This window comes from Mycobacterium persicum, assembly GCF_002086915.1.
Classification (GTDB): domain Bacteria; phylum Actinomycetota; class Actinomycetes; order Mycobacteriales; family Mycobacteriaceae; genus Mycobacterium; species Mycobacterium persicum.
Map to the genome: position 1 here is coordinate 2,453,726 of NZ_MWQA01000001.1, position 12,417 is coordinate 2,466,142.

General features: G+C 64.5%; 9 protein-coding genes. 3 read left to right on the forward strand and 6 right to left on the reverse strand.

Annotated elements, in window-relative coordinates; all coding sequences use genetic code 11:
* On the forward strand, positions 1 to 2,647 hold a 2,647-nt coding region (locus tag B4U45_RS11070; protein WP_423734688.1), incomplete at its 5' end, for a beta strand repeat-containing protein.
* Between the two features lie 25 nt (positions 2,648 to 2,672).
* Here B4U45_RS11070 and B4U45_RS11075 read toward each other — a convergent pair.
* Positions 2,673 to 4,271, reverse strand: coding sequence for a PE family protein (locus B4U45_RS11075; protein WP_219859399.1), 1,599 nt, complete (start codon positions 4,269 to 4,271; stop codon positions 2,673 to 2,675).
* 272 nt (positions 4,272 to 4,543) lie between these two features.
* Between B4U45_RS11075 and B4U45_RS11080 the strand changes: the two genes are divergently transcribed.
* Both B4U45_RS11080 and B4U45_RS11085 read left to right on the forward strand, forming a co-directional pair.
* Positions 4,544 to 5,722 (forward strand): CaiB/BaiF CoA transferase family protein, encoded by a 1,179-nt coding sequence (locus tag B4U45_RS11080; RefSeq protein ID WP_075549904.1) that lies wholly within the window; start codon positions 4,544 to 4,546, stop codon positions 5,720 to 5,722.
* A gap of 70 nt (positions 5,723 to 5,792) precedes the next feature.
* Positions 5,793 to 6,695: a LysR family transcriptional regulator gene (locus B4U45_RS11085; protein ID WP_075549905.1), complete on the forward strand. Its 903-nt coding sequence runs from the start codon at positions 5,793 to 5,795 to the stop codon at positions 6,693 to 6,695.
* Positions 6,696 to 6,709: 14 nt separating this feature from the next.
* On the opposite strand, the gene B4U45_RS11090 is transcribed toward B4U45_RS11085, so the two are convergent.
* From B4U45_RS11090 to B4U45_RS11110, 5 genes are all read right to left on the reverse strand, one after another.
* Complete coding sequence (locus B4U45_RS11090) at positions 6,710 to 7,855, reverse strand: sulfotransferase family protein (RefSeq protein ID WP_075549906.1); 1,146 nt, start codon at positions 7,853 to 7,855, stop codon at positions 6,710 to 6,712.
* Positions 7,855 to 8,637 carry an SDR family oxidoreductase gene (locus B4U45_RS11095; protein ID WP_075549907.1) on the reverse strand — a complete coding sequence of 261 codons (783 nt, stop codon included), beginning with the start codon at positions 8,635 to 8,637 and terminating at the stop codon, positions 7,855 to 7,857. The genes B4U45_RS11090 and B4U45_RS11095 overlap by 1 nt, the downstream gene beginning before the upstream one ends.
* A gap of 2 nt (positions 8,638 to 8,639) precedes the next feature.
* Positions 8,640 to 9,779, reverse strand: a complete 1,140-nt coding sequence (locus B4U45_RS11100) for a hypothetical protein (RefSeq protein WP_075549908.1) — start codon at positions 9,777 to 9,779, stop codon at positions 8,640 to 8,642.
* A gap of 310 nt (positions 9,780 to 10,089) precedes the next feature.
* A complete protein-coding gene (locus B4U45_RS11105; RefSeq protein ID WP_083044220.1) occupies positions 10,090 to 11,838 on the reverse strand; it encodes a PPE family protein in 1,749 nt (582 codons plus the stop codon).
* A 327-nt stretch (positions 11,839 to 12,165) separates the two neighbouring features.
* On the reverse strand, positions 12,166 to 12,417 hold a 252-nt coding region (locus B4U45_RS11110; protein WP_219859400.1), incomplete at its 5' end, for a hypothetical protein.

Genomic DNA, 12,417 nt, shown 5'->3' on the forward strand with positions numbered 1-12,417 from the left:
CTTCGCCAACACCGGCCCACACCTAAGCGCCGGTCTTGCCAATATCGGACTGGCCAACACCGGCAGCCACAACCTGGGCCTGGGTAACTTCGGTGATGACAACATCGGCGTGGCCAACACCGGCACCGGCAACATCGGCATCGGCCTGACCGGTGATCACCAGATCGGCTTCGGCGCCCTCAACACCGGCACCGGCAACATCGGCCTGTTCAACTCCGGCACCAACAACATCGGCCTGTTCAACTCCGGCGCCGGCAACTTCGGCATCGCCAACTCCGGCGCCACCAACACCGGAATCGCCAACACCGGCACCACCAACACCGGTGTGCTCAACACCGGCGCACTCAACACCGGGTGGGGTAACACCGGCACCGCCAACACCGGTTTCTACAACAGCGGCACCACCAACACCGGCATCGCCAACCCCGGCAACACCAACACCGGCGCCTACAACACCGGCACCACCAACACCGGCATCGCCAACCCCGGCAACACCAACACCGGCGCCTTCAACACCGGCAACATGAACAACGGCATCCTCTGGCGAGCCGACTCCCACGGCCTCCTCGGCGCCACCTACACCATCACAATCCCCGAAATACCCGCAGCCCTCGACGTCAAGATCCCCATCAACATCCCTATCACCGCGTCCATCACCCCCATCAACATCGCACCTTTCGGCATTGACCCAGTCCCCTTCAGTGGAATGAACGACGGCCTCGGCGGTGACATCGAGGGCTGGATCGGACCCATCGCCTTTTCCCCGATCGTGCTGGATATCGCCAATCCCGCCATAAACCTCAACATCGGTAACCCCGATGGTTCGACGGTGATCGACATCGGCGGAACCGCCGGGCTGGGGCCCATCCAGATGCCGCTCGTCGATATTCCGGCAACACCAGGGTTCTTTAACTTCTCCGGCCCGCCGTCGTCGGGCTTCTTCAACAGCGGCACCGGCAGCTCGTCGGGCTTTTTCAACATCGGCGCCAACAATTCGGGCCTACGCAACATTTCTGATGGAATCCTCGGAAATTCGGGCTTCAACAACGTCGGGTCGCTGCAGTCGGGCCTGACCAATCTGGGCAACGGTATTTCGGGTTGGGGGAACGTGAGCCCGCTGGACTTCTCCGACTCGGCCACCATCTCGGGTTTCCGCAACGCCGGCACCGACCTCGCGGGATTGTTGCGAGACGGCGCCAACAGCACGACGTTCAATATCGGCCTGGAAAACCTCGGCGCACTCAACCTGGGCAGCGTCAACACCGGCGACCTCAACCTGGGCAGTGGTAATGCCGGCAGCTTCAACGGGGGCAGCGCCAACATCGGCAGCCTCAACCTGGGCAGCGCCAACATCGGCAGCCTCAACCTGGGCAGCGCCAACATCGGCAGCCTCAACCTGGGGCTCGCCAACGCCGGCAGCCACAACCTCGGACTGGCCAACACCGGCAACCACAACCTCGGCCTGGCCAACGTCGGCGACGCCAACATCGGCTTCGGCAACACCGGCACCGGCAACATCGGCATCGGCCTGACCGGTGACCATCAAATCGGCTTCGGCGACGCGAACACCGGCACCGGCAACATCGGCCTGTTCAACTCCGGCACCAACAACGTCGGCTTCTTCAACTCCGGCACCGGCAACTTCGGCATCGCCAACTCCGGCAGCTACAACACCGGAATCGCCAACGCCGGCACCACCAACACCGGATTCTTCAATTCCGGCGCCGTCAACACCGGACTCGCCAACACCGGCGCCGCCAACACCGGCCTGTACAACGCAGGTCAGGCGAACACGGGCAGTTTCAACCCGGGCGATCACAATACGGGCGACTTCAACTCGGGTAGCTTCAACACGGGCTACTTCAACGGTGGCAACTACAATACCGGAATAGCCAATACCGGTGATATCAACACCGGAGCTTTCAATTCCGGCAACTACAGCAACGGCTTCTTATGGCGGGGCGACCACCAAGGCCTCATCGGCGTCTCCTACACAATGACAATCCCCGAAATCCCATATCGCTACGACATTCATAGCGATGTCCTAATACCAATCACCGGGACCATCGGTGAAATTGTCCAGGAGAAATTTCATATTTACGCGATCCCCATCGTTGTCAATGCGGTACAACAAACCCCGGTTGGGCCGATCGTCACAAACCTCTATAACAGCGCCATCGGGCCGTGGGACATCGAGCAAAGCACGGTTCAGCCGGCCACACGAATTGACTATGTGATCAATCAGATTCTCGATTATCCCGGCGCCGGCACCGTGGGTCCGATTACGATCGGCTTCGATTTCCAGCAGAGCCCTGGATTTTTCAATTCGACAGATGCCCCGTCATCGGGCTTCTTCAACGCCGGCGCCGGGAGTTCCTCGGGCTTGTTCAACGACGGGATCGCGGGTCTATCGGGCTGGAGGAACGCCGGAACCAATCTGTCGGGCATATGGAACGACGGCGGTACGGAAACCTCGGGCTTACTCAACTCCGGCAGCCTGCAATCGGGCTTACTGAACGTCGGCAACACCATCTCCGGCATATACAACACCAGCACGGCGAATCCGGCGACACAAGCCTTCGTTTCGGGCATCGCGAATTTGGGGATCGAGCTTTCGGGATTCTTTCATAACTTCCGGCTGCCATAGCCGTGCCGCGCTTGGCCGCCTCCGGCTATCCCGACCGGTTCGCACCGCGCAGGCCGAACCAAGCTCCGCCGGTGCCACCGGTGCCCCCGATGCCGCCCGCGACCGTTCCGAGTCCGCCAAAACCGCCATCACCGCCATCACCGATCAACCAGGCATTGCCGCCGTCGCCGCCACCGCCCCCGAAACCCGAGGCTGCCTCTCCCCCGGCCCCACCGCCGCCGCCGCGGCCAACCAGACCGGCCCGTCCGCCGGCCCCGCCGGCGCCCCCGGCTCCCGTAGCCGCCAACCCGCCCGACCCGCCGGCGCCGCCGTCGCCACCAATGCCGCACAGCATGGCCGCGTTACCGCCGGCCCCGCCGGCCCCACCGCTGGTGCCGCTGGCCCCGCCGGGACCCCCGGCCCCACCCGCGCCGATCAGCAGTCCGGCATTTCCGCCGGCGCCGCCTGCCCCGCCGTTGATATGCCCGACACCACCGGCACCGCCGGCCCCGCCGGCGCCGTAGACCAGGCCCGCCTGCCCGCCGGCCCCGCCTAGCCCACCGTTGGCGCCACTCGTCCCGCCTTCGAGGTGGCCCGCACCACCGCCGCCGCCGGCGCCGCCCGCTCCGAAGAGCAGACCCGCGCGTCCGCCGGCACCGCCCCCACCGCCGTCGGTGCCACCGGTACCGCCGGTGCCGCCGGCTCCACCGTGGCCATAGAGCAGACCGGCGTCCCCTCCGCGGCCTCCGGGCCCACCCGCAACGCGACCAGCTCCACCGTCGCCGGCGTCGCCACCGGCGCCGACGAGCACGCCACCATTGCCGCCGGAACCTCCGGACCCACCGTTGCCGGCTACGCCGAGGCCGCCGGCAGCGCCCGCGCCACCGGTTCCGACAAGCGGGGTGGCTCCGCCCGCGCCGCCGGCTCCCCCGACGCCGGTCACGCCGAGTCCGCCAAGACCGCCGGCTCCACCCGCGCCGAACAGCCCTCCCGAACCCCCTGGCCCACCGGCACCGCCGTCGACCTGACCGCTGCCGCCCCCACCGCCCGCACCGCCCCTGCCGAACAGCCAGCCCGACCCGCCCGCACCGCCACCGCCGCCGTTGCCCGCCGGCGAGGAGCCTCCGGCGCCGCCCGCCCCGCCGGCTCCGACCATGCCCGCAGCCCCACCGTCGCCGCCTTTTTGCCCAGCCGCCCCCGACCCGCCCGCGCCGCCATTGCCGTACAACAGTCCGCCGGGTCCGCCGTCGGCGCCGGTCCCGGGGGCTCCTGCGGCGCCATCGCCAATCAGCCGACGACCCAGTAAAGCTTGGGTGACGGCATTGATCGCGTTGGGCGGTTGTTGCGACAATGCCGCGTTGCGGACCTCCGCACCGGCATAGGCCTGCGCAGCGACGCTGAGTGTCTCGACGAATTGTCCATAGGACACTGTCGCCCATGCGCTAACAGCGTGGAATTCCTGCGCGTAGCCGCCCAACAATGCGGCGACGGCGATCGACACCTCGTCACCGGCCGCGGTCAACATGACGGTTGTCGATGTCGCTGCGGCCGCGTGAGCGTCGACGATCGTCGAACCGATCGCCGCCAGATCGGCAGCCGCGGCTGCCACGACCTCAGTCGCCACATGCACGAATGGCGACGTCATCACTCTTACCGGCCAGCCTGATCAAAGTGAGCCCGGTCACACCAACACGCTAATTCGCCCCCGACATGACATCTAGCAGAAGGTTCCGAACACACCGTTGCGGATTACCAAAGCGTGGCGTGCGGGAAGATACTTGCGCATAAAGCAAGCTTTAGTGCATAACATTCTACTAGACGCAGTATAGCGGCTTCCCTAGCGTTTCCTTCCAAGAGACAAGAACAGGAGACCGACCATGACGACGCCACGCCGGCCGGGAACATTTTGGGGCGCCGATGCTGACTGAGACCGCGCCACAACCACTTTCGTCACTGTTGGTGGCCGACTTCTCCCGGGTGCTCGCCGGTCCGTATTGCACGATGACGCTTGGCGACCTCGGCGCGGAGGTGGTGAAGGTGGAACGTCCGGGTGGTGACGAAACTCGGTCGTGGGGGCCGCCATTCGTGGACAAGGAGAGCACGTACTACCTCGGCGTCAATCGCAATAAGCGCAGCATCGTGCTCGACTTGCGTGACGCCGACGACCTCCGGGTGGCTAGAACGCTGGCCGAGCGTGCCGATGTGCTGGTGGAAAATTTCCGGCCCGGCACCATGGCGCGCTTTGGCTTGGATGAGGCCACGATTCGCCCGGCCAACCCTGCACTGGTGTATTGCAGCATCTCGGCGTTCGGAGCTGCCGCGGGACGCCAACTCGCCGGCTACGACTTGTTGGTTCAGGCGTTGGGCGGGCTGATGAGTGTTACCGGTACTGATTCCGACAACCCGACCAAGGTCGGCCTGGCAGTCGTTGATGTGCTGGCCGGACTGTTCGCCACGGTCGGGATCCTGGCGGCGCTACGCGAGCGCGACCGATCTGGTATTGGCCAGCTCGTCGAAATCAACCTGATGTCGGCACTGCTGTCCGGCATGGCGAATCAGTCAGCCAGTTATGTTCTGGCTCAAGCGATTCCACGCGCACTGGGTAACGGCCACGCCAGCATCGCCCCGTACGACACCTACCCGAGCGGTGCCGGGACACTCGTTCTGGCGGTGGGCAACGACAAGCAGTTCGGTCAACTCTGCGACGTCCTGGGCATACCTCAGATGGCACGCGATAATCGCTTTCGCACGAACGAGCTTCGGGTGCACAACCGTTCAGCGCTACGCACGATTGTGACGCGTGCGCTGGCGCCACACTCGGCCCACCATTGGACGGCGGCCCTCAACCAGGCCGGAGTCCCCGCCGGCACGGTCAACAACATTGCCCAAGCTTTCGTATACGCCGAACGACTCGGATTGCAACCCATCCGCACCACCGCCGACGGCGACCGCCGTTTCGGCCGGCAGGTGGCTAGCCCAATAGCCCTATCCGCCACACCGGTGACGTATCGAACCAGGGCGCCAAAGTTGGGCGAGCACAGCAGCGAAATCCGCGCCTGGCTCGCCGTGCTCGAAGCGGGATGCCGACCGACATGACGCACGTACTCAACGTTTGTTGGAACGTTCGAGCTAATTCTTGTCCATTGCGCAAGTACCATGCCTAGTTGTGGAGCTCTACCAGCTGCGTTACTTCCAGACGGTCGCCGAGGTCGGCACGCTGCGCGATGCCGCGGAAAAGCTGGCGGTGTCACAATCTGCGGTCAGCCGCGCCATCGCCATGCTCGAACACGAAATCGGGGTCGAACTGTTCACCCGGCGCGGGCGGGCCAACGAGCTCAACCGGTTCGGCCAAGCATTCCTGCGGACCAGCCTCGCTTCGCAACGCAGCCTCGAGACGGCCGTGGCCGGCGTACGCCAACTCGCCGGCGTCGATGCCGGCACCGTGGCCCTGGGATTCCTCGTATCACTGGGTGTGGCCACCGTACCCAGGCTGATCCGCCGCCATCACGATCACTATCCGGCGGCGCGATTCGAACTGCGCCAATGCGCCGGCCCCGCGCTTGTCAATGATCTGACCACCGGGGTCATCGATATCTGCCTGAGCTACCCCATGACCTTCGACGAGTCCCCCGGGGTCAAGTGGCACAAGCTGTTTACCCAACAGCTCTATGCCGTCGTCGATCGCGCGCATCCGCTGGCACACCGCGAGCTCATCGGCTTTGAAGAGCTGGCGGGGCAGCCGTTTGTGGCCCTGGACCGCAACCACACGTTACGCAGGATTTTCGACGACGCTTGCGCGCGTCATGACGTAACACCCACCATCGCCTTTGAGGGGACCGACATCACCACCCTGCGCGGGCTCATCGGAGCGCGGTTGGGTGTCGGTGTGCTACCCAAGGCCGCCACACCACCGCCGGACATCGTTGAGATCGCCGTCGACGACAAGAAACTGGTCCGCCCTATCGCGGTCGGATGGATGACTAACAGATACTTGCCGCCATCGGCCGCTGCATTCCGCGACACCGCGATCACGTCCTGCGGACTCCCTGATCAAGACTTCAACGCATAGCCACGATCACCGAATCACAGCCCTGCGAACCGCTCCTTGACCGCTTCAGCCGTCAGACCGTAGTCAGCCAGCGAGTAACTGTGCTTGGGCGCTCGCTCGCCGGTCTGACTCTCGGCATGAATCTTCGCCATCGCTTGTCGGGCCTCATCGGTCAGCGTCAACCCGAAATGCCGGTAAATGGCGGCCACCGTCCCCAGCGGGTCGGCAATCAGGTCGCGGTAGTCGACATCGTAGAACTGGGCCGGATCATACTGCGCCCGAGCGGTATTGAACCGCTCCAGCCCGCGCGACCAGGTGTCCATTGCGTCGGCGCCGATCCGCGGACCGACGAACACCGTCGACCACCCCTCAGAAGTGTGTTGTGCCAACGAGCACATCGACGCCATGATCGTCTCCACCGGCCGGTGAGTCTGTATCACCAGCGCGTCGGGATAGCTGGCCATCAATGCGTCGAGCGCGAACAGATGGCTGGGATTCTTGAGCACCCAACGCTTTTCGACGTCGTTGAGTCCGATCAGCTGAAGGTTGCGGCGGTGCCGCCGATATGCCGGCGTCCAGTCCTGCCGCGACAGCCACGAGGCGTAGCCCGGCAAATGCGCCAACGTCTCGTAGGACACCGAATGCAGCGACTGCCGCAGCAGCTGCCAGCATTCCTCCAGTTCGTAGGCGGCCATGAAATGTAGGCCGGTATACCCGGGATTTTCTTTGTGGTGTCGGGTGAACTGGTCGTCGAGCTGTCGGTACAACGGGTTTGACTCCCAGCTGTCGCGGGGCGGCCGTGGCTGCGGGAACTCGGCCAGCCACATGTGCAGACCCTGGTGGGCCGGGTCGGCGCCCAGCAGCCGATGCAACGCGGTAGTGCCGGTGCGCACCAGCCCGGTGACGAAGATCGGCCGCTCGATGGGAACGTCGGCGTACTGCGGGTGCTGCTTCCACGCGGCCTCGGACAGCAATCTGGCCACCAGCGCGCCCCGCAAAAAGAAGCGATTCATCTTGCTGCCCAACACCGTAAGGCCGGCGTCGCGCCGGTAGGAGTCCAGCAGCACGCCCAAAGCCTCGCGGTAGTTGTCCTCGTCGGAACCAAAATCGTCGAGCCCGACCAACTTCGTGGCCGAGGCGTGCAGTTCCTCGACGGTTCCGACATCGGTGCGATCGCCCATCAGCTGTGGTACTCCCCGCAGTTGACGTCCAAGGTCTGTCCGGTGATGCCGCTGGACAGGTCGCTGGCCAAGAAGAGAATCGCCGATGCCACCTCGTCCTCGGTCGGCAGTCGCCGCAGATCGGAGTGGGCGGCGGTGGCCTGGTATATCTGTTCCACCGTGGTGCCGTATTTGCCGGCTTGGTGTTCGAAGTAGCCTTTCAGGGTGTCACCCCAGATATAGCCGGGGGCAACGGAATTGACGCGAATACCTTTCGGCCCGAGTTCGGTGGCCAGTGAGTGCGACATCGCGAGCAGCGCTGACTTGGCCATCTTGTAGGCCCCGTATTTGGGCTGGGAGTGCCGCAACACCATAGAGTTGACGTTGACGATGCAGCCGTGGGTCTCGGCGAGCGCGCGGGTGAAGCCCTGGGTCAGCCGCAGCGCACCGAGCGCGCTGAGCTCGATGGCGTCGCGGATGTGCTCGAAACTGGTTTCCGCCAACGGCTTCATCGACGGTACGCGGAACGCGTTGTTGATCAGCACGTTGACCTTGCCGTATGCCTCCAGAGTGGCGTCGACGAGGTTGTTGACTTGGTCGTCATCGGTGATGTCGGTGCGCACCGCAATGGCTTGCCGGCCGCTGTCGACAACCTGTTTGGCGACGTCATCGAGGCGGTCGGCGCTGCGGGCCGCCAGTACCAGGTCGGCCCCCTCGCCCGCGCATCGGTGCGCCAGCGTGGTCCCGAGTCCCGGCCCGACACCACTGATGACGACGATCTTTCCCTCGAGCATCCCGGTCATCGTCACCCCAGCATCCTGGCCGCAATTTGCTGCTGGCGCAGGGCGATTCGCTTGCGCCAGTCGTCTTCGGAAACCTTGTTGTGTTCCAGATACGGCAACGCGGCCGGTATCGCGCCGAAGTCCACCACTTCGACCGTCGGCCCGTCGGCCTCGGTGAGCTGCCGTGACACCCGCTGCCAACGGAACTGCAGGAAGCCGCGTCGATGGCCGAGCGTTTCCACCCAGTTGGTCACGCCGGGATTCTGGTCGGCGACCACGATGCGCACCTTGCCGTCCGGATCCGCTTGGGCCTGACTGTTGTTCAACGAGGTCTGGTGGTTGATGTAGTCCAGCGAGATGTACCACATGCTGCCCAGCTGGAAACCCAGGTACGGGGCATCGCTCACCGGCACGGTGATCACCAGGGCTTGGTCCGGCCGTAGTTCGAAGTGACCGGCCGACGAGTATTGGGTGGCCAGGCCCCCCGGTGTCAGCCGGGGCGGCACCATGGTGTTGACCGGGATGTTCAGATAAAACCACTGCGGGAATTGCAGCCAGGTCTTAACCCGGTTCAACAGTTGCTTTCCCGCTGCCGCATAACGTTTTTCGATGGTCTGACGGCTCAGTGGCGGTGGCGCGGTGCCGGCGGTGTCCAGCCGCGAGATGGCCAGCGTGCCACGTTGTTGTGACCAGTCGCCGTACACCTCGCGGATCACCAGCTGGCCGGGACTGGTCGGGCGCAGCTGCCACTGGAAGGTGCCGTCCGGGGCGATGTCGAGTTCACGGTCGTCGAATGCGATCTGGCTGGCCGGCACGTTGTCGTCGGTGTACTCGCCGCCGAGCACCTGGAAGCTCAGGTCGGTGGTGGTCCCGCGCCGGCCGGTGACCACGTAGTCGCGGTCGGGCTGCACGCGGGTGCCGAAGTAGAGGGTGTCGGGGTTGTCCAACCCCATTTTGGTGAACGGTCCGGTGCCCGACTGTAGGAACGGATGGTCACGTTCATTGTCGAAGGCCAGATGCATGCATCCCGCGACGCAGCCGGCCAGGTACTGCAGCCCCTCCAGCAGGTCGGCTTCGGTTTCGATGTGCGGTGCCGCCGTCACCAGCTTCTCGGCTTCGGCGATCGCCTCGGTCAGCGGGCCAGAAACGGGACTAGACGACACGACCTCGACGCTAGAACGTGTTCCTATTTTCAGTCAATGGCGAACATCGGGCCGCTGCGCTGGCGCCACGGTGAGGGCCCCCACTGTGCGGCCGCGAGGGTGGCCAGTGGCTTAATCGGCTGGTCGCCGGCCGCGTTGATGCCCGACGACGGGCGCTGCCGGAGTCGCACTTGCTAGTAGGCGTCGCCGAATAGCAAGGAATAGCAATGACTAGGGGGTGTTGTCAGCGCCCGCCGGATGCGATGGACGTACCTGCAACCTGCCCGGGTGCCGAATCAACGATGTCAATCGGCTTGCCTCGTTAGCGACATCAATTTCCGAAGCCCGACTGCTGGAATCCTTTATTGAAGGCGCCTGAGACCCTTGCACCTGTGTGGAAGAGTCCGACGTTAATGGTGCCCGAGTTTGCAATACCTGCTTCGGATTGACCCCCGTTACCAATTCCCGCCGCGCCCTGCGCAGTGGCCGTATTGAGGAATCCTGAGACCTGCATGCCCGCGTTCTGGAAGCCCGAGCTGATGCTACCCGAGTTGAAGAAACCCGAGTGGGTAAAGCCGGTATTGCCGAAGCCCGAGTTCGGGCCCGGTCCGATGCCCACAGCGCCGAAGCCGGTATTGAGCGAGCCCCCGTTGAAGGCGCCGGTGTTGATGTCCCCTGAGTTCGCCCAGCCCGTGTTGACTGCGCCCGAGTTGAAGTCTCCGGTGTTGAGCGAACCCGTATTGAAGTTGCCGGTGTTGAGTTGTCCCGAGTTGAATATGCCGGCGTTCAACTGCCCCCCGTTCCACAAGCCGAAATTCGCCACGCCACCATTCTCCGCGCCGGTATTCAGCAGGCCGGCGTTGCCGTAGCCGGTGTTCAGGCCACCAGAATTGCCAAACCCGGTGTTATGGCCTGCTGGGAAGCCCCCCAGCATGGCGCCCGAGTTGCCGATGCCCGCGTTTGCGTCGTTCGAGTTGCCGATGCCGAAGTTTCCGTTCCCGGAGTTGAAGAAGCCGACATTACCGTTCCCCGAATTGAACAAGCCGATATTATTGCTACCCGAGTTCAACCCACCGATACCGAACTGATTATTACCGGCCAATCCGAACCCGATGTTATTGTTACCGGTGTTCCCAAAACCGATGTTCCCACTGCCGTTATTGCCGAAACCCCAGTTACTGTTGCCGGTATTCCCGGCGCCGGTGTTCACGGCGCCGCTATTTCCGGCACCGACGTTCTGGTTGCCGGTGTTTCCGAACCCGACATTGAAGTTGCCGGTGTTCCCGCTCCCCAAATTCGAGTTCCCTAGGTTCCCGTTGCCGACATTCCCACTGGCCGGAAAACCGATCCTGCCGTTACCGCTGCCGATATTCGAGTTGCCAATGTTACCGCCACCCACGTTGAGGCCACCGTTATTACCGCCACCCAGGTTTTGATCACCGATATTTCCGCCACCGACGTTGAGGTCACCCTTGTTCCCGCTGCCCAAGTTGAGTTTGCCGGTGTTTCCGCTACCCAGATTCGCATTACCGATATTCCCAATGCCGAGGTTGGGCAGCGTCTGCAACCACTGCAGCCAGGGCGGCAGCGCTGCCGCTGCGGCCGAGGCCCCACCGTGATAGCCCACCATCGCCGCCACATCGGCGGCCCACATCTCCTCATATGTGGCCTCAGCAGCCGCAATCGCCGGCGCGTTCAAACCCAACCAATTCGACAACACCAACCGCACAAACGCACTCCGATTGGCCGCCACCAACAGCGGATGAATCGTCGCCGCCTTCGCCGCCTCAAACGCACCCACCACCGCCTGAGCCTGCGCCGCTGCCCCCGCCGCCTGCGCCGCCGCCGCGCTCAAGAACCCCGCGTACGGACCCGCCGCGGCCGCCATCGCCGACGCCGCCGGCCCCTGCCACGCCTGACCCACCAACCCCGAGGTCACCGACCCAAACGCCGACGCCGCCGCCCCCAACTCGTCAGCCAACCCCGCCCAACCCGTCGCCGCCGCCAACATCGGCGCCGAACCCGCACCCCCAAACATCCGCAACGAGTTGATCTCCGGCGGCAACACGGCAAAATTCATCGGACCCGTCCTTCCAGACAGACCCCCACCACAAAACGGTAGGACGAACGGAGCAACTTCTCCGGCTTTTCACCGATCGAATTGATTAACGCAGCCCGCTCACCTCGACCCGACGGACATTTCGGCATCTGGTCAAAGCGCACCAGACGGCTCCGGTGTTTGCGACTGGGCGTTTGCGACGGCGGTGCCTGTGGATCCCCTTGGTCGAACACTGCCAGCCGTTTGTTGCATCCGATCCGTCGTCAGCACAAGCTGCGCACATCAGGGTCGATCGAGCGCGCACGATCCAAGTACAAGGTCTGGGCCGCGCGGCCGCGGCCCGCCGGGCTAGGTCAACCCGTCCAAACCGAATAGCAGCCCCCCCGCGCCGGGGGTGCCACCGGTGCCGGGCGGGGCGCCGGTCCCGCCCTCACCGCCGTTACCGCCGTTGCCGATGAGCACGGCGTTGCCGCCGGTCCCACCGGCACCGCCGGTCCCGAAGCCCTGCCCGCCGTCGCCGCCGCCACCGCCGTCGCCGAACAGCCCGGCCTTGCCTCCGGTGCCGCCGGCCCCGCCGGTAGCGACGCCGAACCCGCCGGT